A 16,589-nucleotide genomic window follows, 5' to 3' on the forward strand; every position below is an offset into this window, starting at 1 on the left:
AGCGGGCCGGACAGGAGTCCGGCCCATCCCAGCACAGACAAGGACGCCCCATGAACGCCGTACAATTTGACCGGGTCAGCCGCCACTATGGCGAGGTGAAGGCGGTCGATGACATCTCTTTCCAGATCCCCTCCGGGGAATTCTTTACCCTGCTGGGGCCGAGCGGTTCCGGCAAGACCACTTGCCTGCGGATGATCGCGGGCTTCGAGTACCCGAGTGACGGGGAGATCCGCCTGTTTGGCGAACCCTGCTCCACCGTGCCGCCCTATGATCGCAACCTCAACACCGTGTTTCAGGACTATGCCCTGTTTCCCAACATGGATGTGCGCGACAACATCGGCTATGGCCTGATGCTCAAGGGGGTCGCCAAGGCACAGCGTTACCGCAAGGTGGACGAGATGCTGGAGCTGGTGCGACTGCCCGGGGTCGGCAAGCGCCGCCCGAGCCAGCTCTCCGGCGGCCAGCGCCAGCGCATCGCCATCGCCCGGGCGCTTATCAACCAGCCACGCATCCTGCTGCTGGACGAGCCGCTGGGGGCCCTCGATCTCAAACTGCGCGAGCAGATGCAGCTTGAGCTCAAGGCGCTGCAACGCCAGTTGGGCATCACCTTTATCTTCGTCACCCACGATCAGCAGGAGGCGCTCTCCATGAGCGACCGGATCTGCATCTTCAGTCAGGGCAAGATTGAGCAGATAGCCGCCCCCGATACCATCTACGACGCTCCGGCGACGCCGTTTGTGGCCCGCTTTGTCGGCACCGTCAATCTGTTCGAAGGGGAGCAGGCCAGACGGCTGTGCGGTGACGGCAGCCAGATGATGGTGCGCCCGGAGCGGATCCGGCTCGCTGAGGCGGGTGCGCCGGGCTGGTCGGGAGAGATCCGCGAGGTGGAGTATCTGGGCCCCTTCGTCCGTTATCGGGTTGATCTCGGGGAGCAGCTCGAGATCATCGTCAACCACCCCAATGAGGGGCAGGCCCGTCTGGCCCGTGGCAGCAGGGTCAGCCTCAGCTGGCCGGAGCAGGCCATCCATCGCCTGAGCGCCGCCCATCAAGGGGCTCTGCCATGAGTACCCCTCACAGTGCGAGTCTTGCCATGAACCATCAGCCCGAACCTGCCCGTTTCAGGCCGCTGCGGCGCCTCTCGACCCTGCTCTATGGTCGACCCGGCCTGCTGCTGGCGATCCTGCTGGGGCCGCCGCTGCTGTGGCTCGGCATCATCTATGTCGGCTCCTTGCTGATGCTGCTCTCCAACTCTCTGTTCGGGCTGGACGAGTTCAGCGGTCAGGTGCGCCACGAGCTGGGCCTGCAAAACTTCGTCGCCCTGCTGCGACCGGAGAATCTGGATGTGATCGGCCGCACCGTCGGCATGTCGCTGCTGGTGACCCTGGCCTGTGCCCTGCTCGGTTTTCCGGTGGCCTACTACATGGCACGCTACACCAGTGGCAAGACCCGGGCGCTGTTCTATGTAGGGATCATGCTGCCGCTCTGGTCCAGCTATCTGGTGCGGGTCTACGCCTGGAAGCTTGTTTTGGCCAAGGAGGGGGTAGTGAGCTGGCTGGCCGACAGCATGGGGCTGGAGTGGCTGCTCGATGCCATCCTCTCCTTGCCGGTGATAGGTGGCCCGTCGCTCTCCTTCTCGCGGCTCGGCACCTTTATCGTGTTCGTCTATGTCTGGCTGCCCTTCATGATCCTGCCCATTCAGGCGGCGGTGGAGCGTATACCGCGATCCCTCTTGGAGGCGAGCAGCGATCTGGGGGCGACACCCGCCCAGACCTTTCGCAACCTGATCCTGCCGCTGGCGTTGCCCGGTGTGGTGGCGGGCTCCATTTTCACCTTCTCGCTGACCCTCGGTGATTACATCATCCCCGGCATCATCGGCAACTCGACCATGTATATCGGTCAGGTGGTCTACATGCAGCAGGGAACGGCGGGCAATCTGCCCTTTGCCGCCGCCTTCTCGCTGGTGCCGATCCTTATCATCGCCATCTATCTGGCGATTGCGAAAAGACTGGGGGCTTTTGATGCGCTTTGAATCAATCGCTTTGAACCGGCAGCAAGGAGGCCGTCATGTCAGCTAGCTCAGTGAGCCGTCAGGGAGAGCGCCCTTCGGGGCTGCTCAAGTACGCCGCCATCGGTGGCCTTCTGTTCCTGCACTTTCCCATTCTGTTTATCTTCCTCTACGCCTTCACCAGCGAGAGCAAGAGTTACCAGTTTCCGCCCCCCGGGCTCACCCTCAAGTGGTTCGAGGTGACCCTCAATCGCCCCGATGTGTGGCGTGCCATCCAGCTGTCACTGGAGGTCGCGGGGCTGGCGACACTGGCGGCCATGATCCTCGGCACCTTGGCAGCAGGGGCCATTGCTCGCAGCCGCTTCTTCGGTCAGGAGGTGGTGTCACTGCTGCTGGTGCTGCCCATCGCGCTGCCCGGTATCGTCACCGGTATCGCGCTGCGCTCTGCCTACGGCTTGATGGAGATCCCGTTCAGCTTCTGGACCATCGTTATCGGCCACGCCACCTTCTGTGTGGTGGTGGTCTACAACAATGCGCTGGCCCGTTTTCGCCGCACCAACCAGAGCCTCATCGAGGCGTCGATGGATCTCGGGGCAGACGGCTTCCAGACCCTGCGCTACGTGATCCTGCCCAATCTGGCCACGGCGCTGCTGGCGGGGGGCATGCTGGCCTTTGCCCTGAGTTTTGACGAAGTGATCGTCACCACCTTTACGGCGGGCCAGCAGACCACCCTGCCCATCTGGATGTATCAGGAGCTGATCCGTCCCCGTGACAGGCCGGTCACCAACGTGGTGGCCCTCATCATAGTGGCCTTCACCACTATCCCTATTTTGCTTGCCTACTACCTCACTCGCGACACCCATGATGTCGCTGGCAGTGGCAAATGATGACTCAACGCGTGCGCAAGGATGCAACCATGAAACTCTCTACCCAACTCTTGATTGATGGCCAGTTTGTGACCGGCGAGGGGCAGGCCGAACCCATTCTCAACCCGGCCAACGGCGAACAGATCGCCGCCGTGCCCGAAGCCTCGTTCGAACAGGTGAACCGGGCGGTGAACGGTGCCCAGCGCGCCTTCGCCCAGTGGAGCCGCACCACCCCGGCAAGCCGCAGCAACCTGCTGCTGCGTCTGGCGGATCTCGTCGAGCGCCACGCCGAGGAGTTCGCGGCGCTCGAATCCCTCAACTGCGGCAAACCCTATCTGGCAGTGCTCAACGACGAGCTGCCCGCGGTGGTGGACTGCTTCCGCTTCTTTGCCGGGGCGGCCCGCTGCCTGCAAGGGCCGCTGGCGGGGGAGTATCTCGAGGGGCACACCAGCATGATCCGCCGCGACCCCATAGGTGTTGTGGGCAGTATCGCCCCCTGGAACTACCCGCTGATGATGGCGGCCTGGAAGATGGCGCCGGTGCTGGCGGCGGGCAATACGGTGGTGCTCAAACCCTCCGAGCAGACCCCGCTCACTGCTTTACGCCTTGCCGAACTGGCCAGCGAGATCTTCCCCCGTGGCGTTATCAACGTCATCTGCGGGCGAGGCGAAAGCGTGGGGGCGCCGCTGGTGGAGCACCCGCTGGTGCGGATGGTGTCGCTCACCGGCGATATCGCCACCGGCCAGAAGATCCTGCAGAGCGCCGCCCGCACCATGAAGCGCACCCACCTTGAGCTGGGAGGCAAGGCGCCGGTCATCATTTTCGACGATGCGGATCTGGAGGCGGTGGTGGCGGGCATTCGCACCTTCGGTTTCTACAACGCAGGCCAGGATTGCACCGCCGCCTGCCGTATCTATGCCCAGGGCAAGATCTACGACAAGTTCGTCGCCGCCATGACCGATGCGGTGGCCTCCATCAAGGTGGGAAGCCAGTACGAGGAGGGGGTGGAGATGGGGCCGCTTATTTCGGACAGACAGCGCAACCGGGTCGCCAGCTTTGTCGAGCGGGCCCAGAGCAGCGGTCATGTGGAGGTGACGGCGGGGGGCAAGATCCGCCCAAGCAACGGCTTCTTCTTCGAGCCGACCCTGATTGTCGGGGCCCGTCAGGAGGATGAGATCGTGCGCCGCGAGGTGTTTGGCCCTGTGGTGTCGGTGACCCGTTTCAACGATGCCGAGCAGGTGGTGCAGTGGGCCAACGACTCGGACTATGGCCTCGCCTCGTCGGTCTGGACCAAAGATCTGAGCCTCGCCAGCAAGGTGGCCAGCCACCTGCAATATGGCTGCACCTGGATCAATACCCACTTCATGCTCACCTCCGAGATGCCCCACGGCGGCATGAAGATGTCGGGTTACGGCAAGGATCTCTCCCTCTATGCGCTGGAGGATTACACTGTGCCGCGCCATATCATGGTCAAGCTGTAGTGGGGATTGGTTAGCGGGTTGTCACAATTTATTTACAACTGTTTCAGGCAGCCGACTCATGGGTCGGCTGCTTTTTTTGTTGCCATTTCGTTACAGTGAAGTCGTGATGAAACGGCAAGGCGCCTGATGTGGCGCCAGAGGATGGAACCGCTATGGCAACCTTTTACACCGCCCACCAGCCGGATGCTGACGGGGTGATCCACTACAGCAACGAGGAGCATGGCACCTGGCAGATCCTGATCGAACGCCAGTTCGCCGCCCTCGATGGCAAGGGGTGTAACGAATATCTGGCCGGTCTCGACAGACTGGGGCTGCCCCGTGATCGCATCCCCCAGCTGGCCGAGATCAACGCCGTCTTGCAGCCTGCGACCGGCTGGTCGGTGGCGGCGGTGCCCGCGCTTATCTCGTTCGATCGCTTCTTCGCCCTGCTGGCCAATCGCCAGTTTCCGGTGGCGACCTTTATCCGGCGCCGGGACGAGCTCGACTACCTGCAAGAGCCCGATATCTTTCACGAGATCTTTGGCCACTGCGCCATGCTGACCAATCCGGCCTTTGCCCACTTCACCCACCTCTATGGCCAGCTTGGCCAGCAGGCGAGCAAGGAGCAGCGGGTCTTTCTGGCCCGTCTCTACTGGTTCACCGTGGAGTTTGGCCTCTTGGCAACGCCGGACGGGCTACGTATCTACGGCGGCGGTATTCTCTCCTCCATCGGCGAGACCGCCTATGCCCTCTGTGGCAAACCGCTGCTGCAACCCTTCGATCTACTGACTGTGCTGCGCACCCCGTATCGCATCGACATCATGCAGCCCACCTATTTTGTGCTGCCGAGTCTCGATCATCTCTACCAGCTGACCGGGGAGGAGATCATGGCTGCTCTGGCGGAGGCCAGTCGGCTTGGCCTCTATCCGCCACGTTTTGAGGTTCCCGCTGGCAAACAGGCGAGCTGACCAAAAGCAAACAACCCTATTTCATTTTCATTAATTTTTCATTAATTCAAGCAGGAGTAACCCATGTCCGAACTGGCCAGCCAACAGTGTGAAGCGTGTCGCGCCGATGCCCCCAAGGTGAGCGATGAGGAGCTGCGTGAGCTGATGCAGCTTATTCCCGACTGGCAGCCGCTGGTGGAGGAGGGGGCGCTGCAACTGCGGCGGGAATTTACGTTTCGCAACTTCAAGGAGGCGCTGGCCTTTACCAACCGCCTGGGCGAGCTGGCGGAGGCGGAGTTCCACCATCCGGCCATTCTGACCGAGTGGGGTAAGGTGACCGTCAGCTGGTGGACCCACAAGATCGGCGGCTTGCATCGTAACGACTTCATCATGGCGGCGCGTACCGATCAGTTGCTCCGGTAATGGCGCCCCACACCAGCGTCATCGGTTGACCCGGGCCTGCCTGCGAAAGCGGGGCGGGCCCGCATTTTTATGGGCTGGCGCTCGCACTGGGGGGATCGAGACTGTATTATCCGCTCATTCATAGAGTTAGCTAGGAAGTGTGTCCCGAATGCGTCTTGAAGTCAGCTGTGAAGACCGCCTGGGCCTGACCCGGGAACTGCTCGACCGCCTGGTGGAGCACAATATCGATCTGCGCGGCATCGAAATCGATACCTCAGGCATCATCTATCTCAACTTTCCCGAGCTGGAGTTCAGTGATTTTCAGCACCTGATGCCGGAGATCCGCCGCATTCCCGGCGTCTACGACGTAAAGACCATCCCCTACATGCCTTCCGAGCGAGAGCACCACGAAATCGAGGCGCTGCTCAAGGCGCTGCCGGATCTGGTCTTCTCCCTCGACAGCAAGGGCAAGGTGACCCAGGCCAACCAGTCGGCCCTCACCACCCTCGGCTTGCCGGTGGAGGAGGTGCGCGGCGTGGCGCTCGGTTCGCTGGTTAAGGGTTTCTCCTTCACCCGCTGGCTGGAGGCGAGCGAGATCAAGCCGCAGACCTGCAAGCTCAGTTTCAATGGCGAAGAGTATCTGGCAGATCTGATGCCGCTGTTCGTTGCAGAAGCCCGCGGCAAGCAGGCGCTGGCCGGTGCCGTGGTGGTGCTCAAATCTGCCCGTCGGGTCGGCCTGCACTTCAGCGCGCTTCATGCGGTGGAAGTGGGGGGCTTCGAGCATCTGCAGGCCGAGAGCCCCAAGATGAAAGAGGTACTGTCGCAAGCGCGAAAACTGGCGATGCAGGACGCGCCGCTGCTGATTGTCGGTGAGACCGGTACCGGCAAGGAGCTGCTGGCCCGTGCCTGTCACGGTGCCAGCCTGCGCTCCAGCCACCCCTTTATGGCCCTCAACTGCGCCGCCATGCCCGATAACGTGGCCGAGAGCGAGCTGTTTGGTTATGCCCCCGGCGCCTTTGGCAACAACACCGAGGGTAAGCGCGGCGTGCTGGAGCTGGCGAGCGGCGGCACCCTGATGCTGGACGAGATTGGCGACATGTCTCCCCATCTGCAGACCAAGTTTTTGCGGGTGCTGCAGGATGGGGTGTTCCGCCGGGTCGGTGACGAGCAAGAGGTGAAGGTCAACGTGCGTTTCATCTGCACCACCCAGAAGCAGTTGCTGGATCTGGTGCACGAAGGAACCTTCCGCGAGGATCTCTACTATCGCCTCAACGTGCTCAGTCTGGCGCTGCCCCCCCTGCGCGAGCGCAAGGCAGACATCATGGTGCTGGCCCAGCAGTTTGTCTCCCGCTTTGCCAGCGAGTTGCAGCGACCCCGTCCGCGCTTTACCCGCAACATGGCCGACTACCTGACCGCCTACCGCTGGCCGGGCAACGTGCGTCAGCTGCGCAACTGTCTCTACCGCGCCATGACCCTGCTGGAAGGGGATGAGCTGGGGCCTGAGCAGATCGACCTGCCGGTGGCGGCCGATACCATGCCGCTGATCGACGAGTGGTTTGAGGGGAATCTCGACGATGCGGTGAAGCGCTTCGAGAGCCAGCTGCTGGCCCGGCTCTATCCCGCCTTCCCGTCGACCCGTCAGCTGGCCAAACGCCTGGGTGTGTCGCATACCGCCATCGCCAACAAGCTGCGGGAATATGGCATCAGCAAGAAGTAAGTTGTTCCGGATGCCAGCCAACAGAGAGCCCGTCACCAGACGGGCTCTCTGTTTTCTTTACACGGCTTCCGGGCGGGAGGGCTTCGGGAGACTTGTCAGGCCAGTGTCCACCAACTTACTATCTGGATACATGTACCCGAACCGCTATGCCACTGCAGCGGTGTTGTCAAGGCGGCCACTTCCCGATCATGCTGTTACTCTTTTCCCCCCGTTTAACTGCCCGTCTGGCGCTCCTGTTGGTTGCGTTTGGCCTGCTGTTGCCCCGCGCGCTGGCGGAAACGGCCGCAGAGAGCCGGGCGACGGCGGTCAGGGAGCTGGTGCTCGATATCCTGAGTTACACTCGCTGGCCCACCGAGCCTGCGGTGCTGCGCCTATGTGTGGCGGCGCCGACGGAGTATGCCGGAGCCCTCTTTACCATCGATCGTCAGGCCAATGGCCGTGCCGTGCAGGTCAATCGCTACGACGCGAGTGATCCGGCCATCAGTGATAATTGCGATGTGCTCTATCTCGGAGTCGTCGACGAGCCGACCCGGATTGCGTTGTTTGCGCGCTTGCAGGGTCATTCAGTGCTCAGCATCAGCGAATACAACCACGACTGTTCCACCAGCTCGGTGTTCTGCCTGCAGACCTCGCCGGACAGCGTGCGAGTGCGGTTTAAAGTGAACCTCGATGCCCTGGCCCTGAGCGGCGTACGAGTACATCCCGCTGTGCTCAAGCTGGCCCGTGCCGACAAGGGGGTCCCATGAGACGACAGGTCAGCGCGGATCCCCGTCGTCCGACCCTACGTCAGAGCCTGGGGCGAACCCATCTGGTGGCCGCCATCACGGCCGTCAGCGTGGCGGGACTCTTCTTTACCCTGGTTGCTTTGCTGGTAGTACGCTTCTACGCCGATCACAATCTGGAGCTGGTGGCCCGCGCCATCAGCTACAGCGCCGAGGCTGCGGTGGTGTTCCACGATGAAGAGGCAGCGAGCGAGGCGCTTGGCGGTATTGTCGCCCATGAGGAGGTGGCCGAAGCCAGTATCGTGCTGGCCAATGGTCAACAGCTCGCTAAATGGGTTCGTCCCGTCAGCAATCCGCTGGCCACAGTCGAAGATTATCTTGCCCGCCTGCTGTTACCGGGGCCGGTCACCTATCCCATGCTGCGGGGCGGTGAGCTGATTGCCACCATAGAGCTGCGCGGTCATGGCGAGTATCTGTTGCTGTTCTTGCTCTCGGTGCTGCTGGTGATGGTGATTTGCCTGGTGTTGAGTGTGATGGGCGCCTTCTATGTCGCCGGGCGGATGCAGGTCGCGATCACCTCGCCACTGCGACAACTGGCACAGGTCGCCCACTCGGTGCGTCGACAACGCACTCTGGGGATGCGGGCGCCACCGGCCGATATCGTCGAGCTCAATGAACTGGGAGAGGATTTCAACGCCCTGCTGGATGAGCTGCAAGCCTGGCAGGCTCATCAGGCGCGGGAGAACGCCAGTCTGCTCCACCAGGCGACCCATGATGCGTTGACCGGGTTGCCCAACCGGGCGTTATTCGAAGCTCGCCTCGAGCATGCCATTGGGGAGGTAAGCGAGGGGGGGGCCCCGTTCGCCCTGCTTTATCTCGATTGCGATCGTTTCAAACAGATTAACGACACCCTGGGGCACAACGCCGGTGACGATGTGCTGGTGACCCTCTCCCGGCGGGTACAGCATCAGCTGCGCCCCGGAGATCTGGTCTGCCGGCTGGGGGGGGATGAGTTCGCCATACTGCTGACACCTGTGCATCTGGGGCAGGATGTGGAAGAGGTGATCGACCGCATTCAGCAGGCGATGAGTGATCCTGTGGTATTGCGGGATGGACAGCAACTGGTGGCAGGGATCAGCATCGGTTTTGCCATCCATCAACCCGGGACCCGCGCCAGCGAGCTGTGCGAGCTGGCAGACAAAGCCATGTATTTGGCAAAACGTACACGCCGTGAGGAGGTTGAGGCCGCCAAATCGGCGTGAGTCAAGGTGTAAAGGAGTCATAACAATGAAACTATCCCTCTCCATCAAGGCTGTCGTGCTGGGCCTGTTGTTCTCTCTGCTGGTGGGTTGTCAGAGCACCCCCAGGGGGTTGACCCCGGAACAGCTGGCAGTATTGAAGGAGCAAGGTTTCTATCTGACCGATGAGGGCTGGACACTGGATCTGGCCAACCGGGTGCTGTTTGCCAACAATGTGGGTGAACTCAATCCGCAGACCCGGCTGATAGTGGAAAAACTGGGCAAGGCCCTGCTTGGGGTCGGGCTCGACAAGGCGAGGGTGGATGGCCATACCGACAATACGGGCGAGAGCAGCTACAACCAGCAGCTCTCTCTGAAACGAGCCCAATCGGTGGCAGATGTGCTGATCTCGGTGGGGATGATGCCCGCCAATCTTGAGATCCGTGGCCGCGGTGAGACGGCCCCGGTTGCGGACAACAAGAGCGCAGCCGGACGAGCAGAAAACCGCCGGGTTGCCATTGTGATTGCCAACCAGTGATCTCTATCCGGCAGCATGCCGTGTGCATAACAAAAGAGCGCCCCGAGAGGCGCTCTTTTTGATCCGGCGACACTACTTCCCTGTGTCGACCTCGCTGTGCTTGCGCAAGCGGATGTTGATCATCTCCACCACCAGCGAGAAGGCCATGGCGAAGTAGATGTAGCCTTTCGGTATGTGCAGATCCATCCCCTCCGCCATCAGGGCAAACCCCACCAGGGTGAGGAAGGAGAGGGCCAGCATCTTGATGGTGGGGTGGTCATCGACGAAATCGCCAATAGACTTGGCGGCAAACATCATGATGAAGACGGCGATCATGATGGCCAGCACCATCACCGGCACGTGATCGGCCATGCCGACCGCAGTGATCACCGAGTCCAGGCTGAACACTATGTCCAGAATGGCGATCTGGATCAGGGTGCTGATAAAGCCCGAGGCCGCTTTGCTGACGCTCTCCGGCTCGGCCGCCCCTTCCAGAGTGGCGTGGATCTCGTGGGTACTCTTGCCGATAAGGAACAGACCACCCAGCAGCAGGATGAGATCGCGGCCCGAGATAGCCTCGTTCAGCACTGTGAAGAGCGGTTCGGTGAGACGCATCACCCAGGCGAGCGAGAGCAGCAACAGGATCCGGGTGCCCATGGCGAGCCCCAGACCCAGAATGCGCGCTTTTTGGCGCTGAGCCTCCGGCAGGCGACCTACCAGGATGGAGATAAAGATGATGTTGTCGATGCCCAGCACGATCTCGAGCAGGGTAAGGGTGGCGAGTGCGACCCAAGCAGAGGGATCAAGAACCCATTCCAGCATGATTGAACCTTGGTTGAAAATTGGTTGGAAAATTGAAGCAGCGCATTCTAGCAGGGGCGCCACTGCTTGTCCCAGAGGGGGGAAAAGATAAAAATGGGGGCCATCGCAAGGGAGGCAGGCATGTTTCGATTAGGGTTCATTATTAATCCTGTCGCCGGGATTGGCGGCGCAGTGGGGCTCAAGGGGAGTGACGGCGTGGTGGATGAGGCGCTTGCTCGTGGTGCCGTGCCCAGAGCACAAGATCGAGCGCGGCAAGCTCTGTTGCCACTGTGCGAGCTGAGCATCCCGTTCGAACTGCTGACGGTGGCGGGAGAGATGGGGGAGGCGGTGGCCCGCGAGCTGGGGTTGCCCTGTCGGGTCATCTATCAACCGGTCGGGGAGAGCACCTCGGCCGATGATACCCGCCACGCCGCCGAGTTGATGCGCGAAGCCGGGGTCGATCTGCTGCTGTTTGCCGGTGGCGATGGCACGGCGCGGGATATTTGCGCCGCGGTGGGGGAGTCTTGCCATGTGCTTGGCATTCCCGCGGGGTGCAAGATCCACTCCGGCGTCTACGGGGTGACGCCCGCCGCCAGCGGACGGGTGGTGGCGCGGATGATCGCAGGGGAACTGCTCAGCCTGATCGATGCCGAGGTGCGCGACATCGACGAGGAGGCGTTTCGCGCGGGCAAGGTGCGGGCCCGCCACTACGGCCAGCTGAAGGTGCCCGGCGATCTGCGTTACGTACAGGCGGTAAAACAGGGGGGCAAGGAGTCCGAAGAGCTGGTGTTGGCGGATCTCGCCGCCGGTGTGGTGGAGCAGATGGAGCCCGATACCCTCTATCTGATGGGCTCCGGCAGCACGGTGGCAGCCTGTATGGCAGAGCTCGGTCTGGAAAATACTTTGCTCGGTGTGGATCTGGTGGAAAATGGCCGACTTATCGGGCAGGATCTCAGCGCCGCCGAGATCCTGACCCGGATCCGCGGCCGTCGCTGCCGACTGATCATTACCCTGATAGGCGGACAGGGACATCTGTTCGGGCGCGGAAATCAGCAATTGAGTCCTGAGGTGATTCGGTGTGTCGGGCTGGAGAATATCCAGGTGCTGGCAACCAAAGCCAAGCTTGCCGCCCTTGCGGGCAGGCCGCTGCTGGTGGACACCGATGATCCCGAATTAAACCGGGCGTTGCGTGGTTATCTGCGAATAACCACGGGATACAAGGATCAGGTCATCTACCCGGTGGCCAACCCGGAATAGGACGCCAAGGACGCTGCTGGCCTGGCGCCAGAGAGCTGCAATCAACCGGATTGCGGTTCCATACCCCCGAATTTTTTGCCGCAAATGAGGCTGCGTTACATGACGATTCACGATTTTGAGCACAAGTTGTTGGGACTGATCGACAGCATGGTTGCTACCGCGACCGACGATGAGCTGTTTGCGGGGGGTTACCTGCGAGGTCATATCTCATTGGCCGTTGCCCGGGCCGAGCTGGAAGGCAAGACCCTGGTGCGGGACGTCAAGAGCTATGTGCTGCGCAGCCTCAACGAGGCGATCTTGCAAGGTGAGCTATCTGAAGAGGATGAAAAACTGGTGCAGGCGATGTGGAGTCGTTTGCAACAAGACGCAGAAGCTTGATCGGATACACAATTCAAACTGAAGTTTGAGTTTATCCTTCCCCTGAAGTTAGTGAAAGGTTAATAATAAGTTTCGCCTTTTGTTTCAGGGATTAAACTATGGCCTCCTCCTCACGCATTGCCAATAAACTGCCGCTCGAGATGCTCTATCACTGGGAGCGGCAGTGTCCTGATCGAACCTACCTGCGTCAAACCATCAACCGCGAATATGTCGATTTCACCTGGGGTGAAGTGGCCGATGAAGCGCGGCGGATGGTGACGGCCTTGCGTCACCTCGGTCTGGTGGCCGGTGACAAGGTGGCGCTGCTCTCCAAGAACTGCGCCCAGTGGTTTATCGCCGATCTGGCGATGCAGATGGGGCAGTATGTGAGCGTGCCCATCTACCCGACTGCCAACGTCGACACCATCGAATATGTGCTGCGCCACAGCGAAGCCAAGGCGATCTTCGTCGGCAAGCTGGATGACTGGAAGAGTCAGGAGGCGGGCGTACCCGCCGATCTGCTGCGCATCGCCTTCCCCTACGATACCATGCCGGCCAGCCACCAGTGGGACGATCTGCTGGAGGCGCATGAGCCGATCCCTGACAGCCCGGTGCAGGCCCCTGACTCCCTGCTGAGTCTGGTCTACACCTCCGGCAGTACCGGCAAGCCGAAAGGGGCCATGTTGAGCGTCGAGCGTTACGCCTGGTCGTGCGAGAAGCTGGTGGAGACGGTGAGCCTGAGCCAGGCCGATAGGGGCTTCTCCTACCTGCCGCTGGCCCACATTACCGAGCGGGTCTACATCTACGGCGGCAGCCTCTATGGCGGCGCTACCATCGCGTTCCCCGAATCCCTCGACACCTTTATCGAAGATGTCAAACGCTGCCGTCCCACCGTCTTTATCTCGGTGCCACGGCTGTGGGCCATGTTCCGCATCAAGATCCACGAGAAGCTGCCCCAGAACAAACTGGCGTTGCTGCTCAAGATCCCGCTTATCTCCGGCCTTATCAAACGCAAGCTGCAAAAGGGGCTGGGGCTGGATCAGGCACGGGTACTCGGCTGCGGCTCCGCGCCTGTCTCCCCTGCGCTGCTTGAGTGGTATCTGAGCATCGGCCTCAAGGTGACGGAAGCCTGGGGCATGACCGAGAACCACGCCTACTCCACCATCAACTACCCATTCCGCGCCGACAAGATCGGCACCGTCGGCAAGGCGGGGATCGGGGTGACCATCAAGATCTCTGACGAGGGGGAGATCCTCTGCCGCTGCGAAGGGATGATGCTGGGTTACTACAAGGATCCTGAGCACAGCGCCGAGGCCATCGATGCCGAGGGGTGGCTCCACACCGGCGACATGGGCAAGCTGGACAAGGAGGGTTATCTCACCATCACCGGCCGGATGAAGGATGTGTTCAAGACCGCCAAGGGCAAGTATGTGGCGCCGGTGCCCATCGAGGGACTGCTGGGGCAGGAGCCCATTATCGAACAGCTCTGCGTGATTGGCTACGGCATGCCCCAGCCCATTGCGCTGGTGCAACTGGCCGAGAGCGCCATGAAGGGCAATCGGGAGGAGGTCAACGCCAGACTGGAAGCGGCGCGGGTACGGGTCAACGATCAGCTGGAATCTCATGCCAAAATTCGCGGCATTCTGGTAGTGAAGACTCCCTGGAATATCGAAAACGGTGTGCTGACTCCCACCATGAAGATCAAGCGTCACCTGCTGGAGCAAAAGTACGCCCAGGTCGGGGATCGCTGGCCCTCATCCCAGGTGGTGGTGTGGGAGGAGTAACTCCCGTCTTTCCATAGCGCAACAAACAACAACGGCCCTTGATGGGCCGTTGTTGTGTTTGAGGCATATCACTCGCCGCTGTTTTGTCGGGGAGTAAAAAGCGTGTCCGGTTAGATCTGCGCCAGCGCAGCGGCCAGATCGGCGATGAGATCGTCTGCATCTTCCACCCCGATGCTGAAGCGGATGAGGTCGTCGTTGACCCCAGCGGCGAGGCGGCTCGCCTCGTCCATGGCGGCGTGGGTGGTACTGGCCGGATGGCAAGCGAGACTCTCGAGATCCCCCAGACTCACCGCCTGCACGAACAGTTGCAGGTTATCGAGCAGGGTAGCGCAGCGCTCAAACCCGCCTTCCAGCTCAATGCTCACCATGCCGCCAAAGCCGCTGGCGAAGGCGCCTAGGGCATCGTGGCCCGGATGGCTGGCAAGCCCCGGGTAGATCACCTTCTTCACCGCCGGATGGGCGGCCAGAAACTCGGCCACTTTCTGCGCATTGTGCAGGTGGGCATCCATCCGCAGGGGCAGGGTCTTGACCCCGCGCTGCAGCAGGTAGGCCTCCTGCGGGCCGATTGGGGAGCCGATATGTTTGAGGGCCACGGTGCGGATCGACTTCATCAGGGCGTGAGATCCCGCTACCACTCCGGCGATGATGTCGCCGTGGCCGCCCAGATATTTGGTGCCGCTGTGCATCACTACATCGACCCCGAGTTCCAGCGGACGCAGCAGGTAGGGGGTGAGGAAGGTGTTGTCACATACCGTAATGGCGCCCACCTTGCGGGCCGCTTCCACCACCAGCCGCGGATCCACCACCTTGAGGGTGGGGTTGGTCAGGGTTTCGAACAGTACCACCTTGGTGGCAGGGCGGATATTGGCCAGCAGATCCCGATCGCTCTCGTAGGCGGTGACCTTGATGCCAGCGCGGCTGAAGGTCTGCTTCAAGAAGGCATCGGTGCCGCCGTAGAGCGGGCCGATATAGGCCACCTCATCGCCGCTGTCGGCCAGGGCATACATGATGGCGCTCACCGCCGCCATGCCGCTCGCCACCACCAGCGCCTCGTCGGCCCCTTCGAGGGCTGCCAGCTTCTGCTCCAGCTCGGCGGTGGTGGGGTTGCCAAAGCGGCTGTAGATAAAGCCGGGGGCCTGACCTGCAAAGCGCTCCTTGCCCGCCTGGGCGTTGAAGTAGCTGAAGGTGCTGCTCTGGTAGAGCGGGGTGGTGAGGGCACCGGTCTGTGGGTCGATCCGCTGGCCGCTGTGTACGCTCATGGTCTTGAATTTCATCGTGTTGCTCCGTGATGGCCAGGCTCTGGCCATGACTTGTTTTGTTGTTCGTTGCTTGTTGTTTTTGTCAGCGCGGGTATGTGCATGCGGCTTGTGGCTTATGCATATACCCGCCTGCGGATCTTTACGCTGCTTAGGCCGGTATCGCTTCGCTTTCAGTGCGCGGGAGGCGAGTTGGTTCCACCGGCCCATAGTGCCGCGCCGTCACATCCGGGTGGGAGCGCAGCCGCCCCTTGAGCACGTTCTCCCCCACCTGATTAAAGAGCGGGTTGGTCGGGTCACTCTCCGGCCCTTGCGCCTGCGCTGCCAGCTCTGGGGAGAGGCTGAGCAGGGGCACGGTGGCATCGAGCCGCGCCGCCATAAAGAAGGCGCAGGAGAGGCGCGAGACGCCGGGCGGCGGGCTCACCACCCGATGCAGGGTCGCCTTGAGATAGCCGTTGGAGGCCAGCTCCAGCAGCTCGCCGATATTGACCACCAGCGCTCCGGGCAGGGGGGGCGCGGAGATCCAGCCGTCGGCCGTCTCGACCTCAAGCCCCGAGTGATTGTCCTGCATCACCAGCGTCAGGTAGCCGGGATCCTTGTGGGCGCCGACCCCCTGACTGCTGCTGCCCGCCTCTTGCCCAGGGTAGTGAATCAGCTTCATGTGCTGGTAGGGGGCGCCGCGAATACTGTCGTCAAACACTTGGGCCGGTTGCTCCAGCACCTCGGCAAAAGCGGCCAGCAGGGTGAGGGTGATATCGCTCAGCCGATCTTGCCACGCCAGCAGATGGGCTTTCATCTCTGGCAGGGCGGTTGGCCACTGGTTGGGGCCGACCAGCCGCTGCCAGGGTTCACGGATCAGGGCCGCAGGCAGGGCTTGCGCCTCGTTCATGATATCGAACTGCTCACGCAGATCCGGCCGCTGGCGTGTCAGCTCGGCACCGACCCGGTTGTAGCCGCGAAAGTGGGGGCTGTTGACCATCTGCACCGTCAGCTTCTCCTGCTCCGGCAGGGCAAAGAAGCGCTCTGCCAGCGCCAGAGTCTCTCGCTGCTCGGCGTCACTCAGGCCATGCCCTGTCAGATAGAAAAAGCCGACGTCGCGGGCGGCCGCAGCCAGCTTGGCCAACATAGGGCGACGCAGGTCGGGTGCCCCGTTGAGGGCAGCCAGATCGATGATCGGCAGTGGTGAATGTTCCATGTGCACCTCCTCACTCTTTCGTTATCTCTGGCGCCATCTCTTCTGCTGCCTCTGGTGCGGGCAGG

The 16,589-nt window shown here is 61.7% G+C and carries 16 protein-coding genes; 13 read left to right on the forward strand and 3 right to left on the reverse strand.

What is annotated here, in order from left to right:
• Positions 1–50: 50 nt before the first annotated feature.
• The 10 genes from G5229_RS13055 to G5229_RS13100 all read left to right on the forward strand — a co-directional run bounded on the left by G5229_RS13055 (position 51) and on the right by G5229_RS13100 (position 9,895).
• A complete protein-coding gene (locus tag G5229_RS13055) occupies positions 51–1,064 on the forward strand; it encodes an ABC transporter ATP-binding protein (protein WP_368209312.1) in 1,014 nt (337 codons plus the stop codon).
• Positions 1,061–2,029 carry an ABC transporter permease gene (locus tag G5229_RS13060; protein ID WP_421209249.1) on the forward strand — a complete coding sequence of 323 codons (969 nt, stop codon included), beginning with the start codon at positions 1,061–1,063 and terminating at the stop codon, positions 2,027–2,029. The genes G5229_RS13055 and G5229_RS13060 overlap by 4 nt, the downstream gene beginning before the upstream one ends.
• A 35-nt stretch (positions 2,030–2,064) precedes the next feature.
• The gene (locus G5229_RS13065) at positions 2,065–2,892 is read left to right on the forward strand and encodes an ABC transporter permease (RefSeq protein WP_005352644.1); all 828 of its coding nucleotides are present in this window, start codon (positions 2,065–2,067) and stop codon (positions 2,890–2,892) included.
• A gap of 29 nt (positions 2,893–2,921) precedes the next feature.
• A complete protein-coding gene (locus G5229_RS13070; protein WP_325793800.1) occupies positions 2,922–4,352 on the forward strand; it encodes a gamma-aminobutyraldehyde dehydrogenase in 1,431 nt (476 codons plus the stop codon).
• A gap of 152 nt (positions 4,353–4,504) precedes the next feature.
• Positions 4,505–5,299: a phenylalanine 4-monooxygenase gene (gene phhA, locus G5229_RS13075; protein ID WP_043824799.1), complete on the forward strand. Its 795-nt coding sequence runs from the start codon at positions 4,505–4,507 to the stop codon at positions 5,297–5,299.
• Between the two features lie 63 nt (positions 5,300–5,362).
• Positions 5,363–5,701, forward strand: a complete 339-nt coding sequence (locus tag G5229_RS13080; protein ID WP_042052889.1) for a 4a-hydroxytetrahydrobiopterin dehydratase — start codon at positions 5,363–5,365, stop codon at positions 5,699–5,701.
• A 148-nt stretch (positions 5,702–5,849) separates the two neighbouring features.
• Positions 5,850–7,397, forward strand: coding sequence for a transcriptional regulator TyrR (tyrR, locus tag G5229_RS13085; protein ID WP_005333656.1), 1,548 nt, complete (start codon positions 5,850–5,852; stop codon positions 7,395–7,397).
• 188 nt (positions 7,398–7,585) lie between these two features.
• Positions 7,586–8,143, forward strand: a complete 558-nt coding sequence (locus G5229_RS13090; RefSeq protein ID WP_421209250.1) for a YfiR family protein — start codon at positions 7,586–7,588, stop codon at positions 8,141–8,143.
• Positions 8,140–9,381 carry a diguanylate cyclase domain-containing protein gene (locus tag G5229_RS13095; RefSeq protein WP_421209251.1) on the forward strand — a complete coding sequence of 414 codons (1,242 nt, stop codon included), beginning with the start codon at positions 8,140–8,142 and terminating at the stop codon, positions 9,379–9,381. The genes G5229_RS13090 and G5229_RS13095 overlap by 4 nt, the downstream gene beginning before the upstream one ends.
• A 25-nt stretch (positions 9,382–9,406) precedes the next feature.
• A complete protein-coding gene (locus tag G5229_RS13100; RefSeq protein ID WP_421209252.1) occupies positions 9,407–9,895 on the forward strand; it encodes an OmpA family protein in 489 nt (162 codons plus the stop codon).
• 72 nt (positions 9,896–9,967) lie between these two features.
• Here G5229_RS13100 and G5229_RS13105 read toward each other — a convergent pair whose 3' ends face one another.
• A complete protein-coding gene (locus tag G5229_RS13105; RefSeq protein ID WP_227342667.1) occupies positions 9,968–10,696 on the reverse strand; it encodes a TerC family protein in 729 nt (242 codons plus the stop codon).
• Positions 10,697–10,816: 120 nt separating this feature from the next.
• Between G5229_RS13105 and G5229_RS13110 the strand changes: the two genes are divergently transcribed.
• The 3 genes from G5229_RS13110 to G5229_RS13120 all read left to right on the forward strand — a co-directional run bounded on the left by G5229_RS13110 (position 10,817) and on the right by G5229_RS13120 (position 14,073).
• Entirely contained in the window at positions 10,817–11,932 is a 1,116-nt protein-coding gene (locus G5229_RS13110; protein WP_421209253.1) for an ATP-NAD kinase family protein, read from the forward strand.
• 99 nt (positions 11,933–12,031) lie between these two features.
• Positions 12,032–12,310, forward strand: a complete 279-nt coding sequence (locus tag G5229_RS13115; protein WP_005333639.1) for a YfcL family protein — start codon at positions 12,032–12,034, stop codon at positions 12,308–12,310.
• Positions 12,311–12,408: 98 nt separating this feature from the next.
• The gene (locus G5229_RS13120) at positions 12,409–14,073 is read left to right on the forward strand and encodes an AMP-binding protein (protein WP_005333638.1); all 1,665 of its coding nucleotides are present in this window, start codon (positions 12,409–12,411) and stop codon (positions 14,071–14,073) included.
• A gap of 110 nt (positions 14,074–14,183) precedes the next feature.
• On the opposite strand, the gene G5229_RS13125 is transcribed toward G5229_RS13120, so the two are convergent.
• Positions 14,184–15,347: a trans-sulfuration enzyme family protein gene (locus G5229_RS13125; protein ID WP_193859383.1), complete on the reverse strand. Its 1,164-nt coding sequence runs from the start codon at positions 15,345–15,347 to the stop codon at positions 14,184–14,186.
• A 133-nt stretch (positions 15,348–15,480) separates the two neighbouring features.
• A complete protein-coding gene (locus G5229_RS13130) occupies positions 15,481–16,524 on the reverse strand; it encodes an isopenicillin N synthase family dioxygenase (protein ID WP_421209254.1) in 1,044 nt (347 codons plus the stop codon).
• Positions 16,525–16,589: the final 65 nt, after the last annotated feature.

Origin of the sequence: Aeromonas sp. 602396, from assembly GCF_049173735.1 — a bacterium.
Lineage (GTDB): Bacteria > Pseudomonadota > Gammaproteobacteria > Enterobacterales > Aeromonadaceae > Aeromonas > Aeromonas veronii_A.

What these genes read in the sequence shown, in the direction of transcription:
- G5229_RS13055 (WP_368209312.1), top strand. Translation starts at nt 51, where the DNA reads ATGAACGCCGTACAATTTGACCGGGTCAGCCGCCACTATGGCGAGGTG.
- G5229_RS13060 (WP_421209249.1), top strand. Translation starts at nt 1,061, where the DNA reads ATGAGTACCCCTCACAGTGCGAGTCTTGCCATGAACCATCAGCCCGAA.
- G5229_RS13065 (WP_005352644.1), top strand. Translation starts at nt 2,065, where the DNA reads ATGTCAGCTAGCTCAGTGAGCCGTCAGGGAGAGCGCCCTTCGGGGCTG.
- G5229_RS13070 (WP_325793800.1), top strand. Translation starts at nt 2,922, where the DNA reads ATGAAACTCTCTACCCAACTCTTGATTGATGGCCAGTTTGTGACCGGC.
- phhA (WP_043824799.1), top strand. Translation starts at nt 4,505, where the DNA reads ATGGCAACCTTTTACACCGCCCACCAGCCGGATGCTGACGGGGTGATC.
- G5229_RS13080 (WP_042052889.1), top strand. Translation starts at nt 5,363, where the DNA reads ATGTCCGAACTGGCCAGCCAACAGTGTGAAGCGTGTCGCGCCGATGCC.
- tyrR (WP_005333656.1), top strand. Translation starts at nt 5,850, where the DNA reads ATGCGTCTTGAAGTCAGCTGTGAAGACCGCCTGGGCCTGACCCGGGAA.
- G5229_RS13090 (WP_421209250.1), top strand. Translation starts at nt 7,586, where the DNA reads ATGCTGTTACTCTTTTCCCCCCGTTTAACTGCCCGTCTGGCGCTCCTG.
- G5229_RS13095 (WP_421209251.1), top strand. Translation starts at nt 8,140, where the DNA reads ATGAGACGACAGGTCAGCGCGGATCCCCGTCGTCCGACCCTACGTCAG.
- G5229_RS13100 (WP_421209252.1), top strand. Translation starts at nt 9,407, where the DNA reads ATGAAACTATCCCTCTCCATCAAGGCTGTCGTGCTGGGCCTGTTGTTC.
- G5229_RS13105 (WP_227342667.1), bottom strand. Translation starts at nt 10,696, where the DNA reads ATGCTGGAATGGGTTCTTGATCCCTCTGCTTGGGTCGCACTCGCCACC.
- G5229_RS13110 (WP_421209253.1), top strand. Translation starts at nt 10,817, where the DNA reads ATGTTTCGATTAGGGTTCATTATTAATCCTGTCGCCGGGATTGGCGGC.
- G5229_RS13115 (WP_005333639.1), top strand. Translation starts at nt 12,032, where the DNA reads ATGACGATTCACGATTTTGAGCACAAGTTGTTGGGACTGATCGACAGC.
- G5229_RS13120 (WP_005333638.1), top strand. Translation starts at nt 12,409, where the DNA reads ATGGCCTCCTCCTCACGCATTGCCAATAAACTGCCGCTCGAGATGCTC.
- G5229_RS13125 (WP_193859383.1), bottom strand. Translation starts at nt 15,347, where the DNA reads ATGAAATTCAAGACCATGAGCGTACACAGCGGCCAGCGGATCGACCCA.
- G5229_RS13130 (WP_421209254.1), bottom strand. Translation starts at nt 16,524, where the DNA reads ATGGAACATTCACCACTGCCGATCATCGATCTGGCTGCCCTCAACGGG.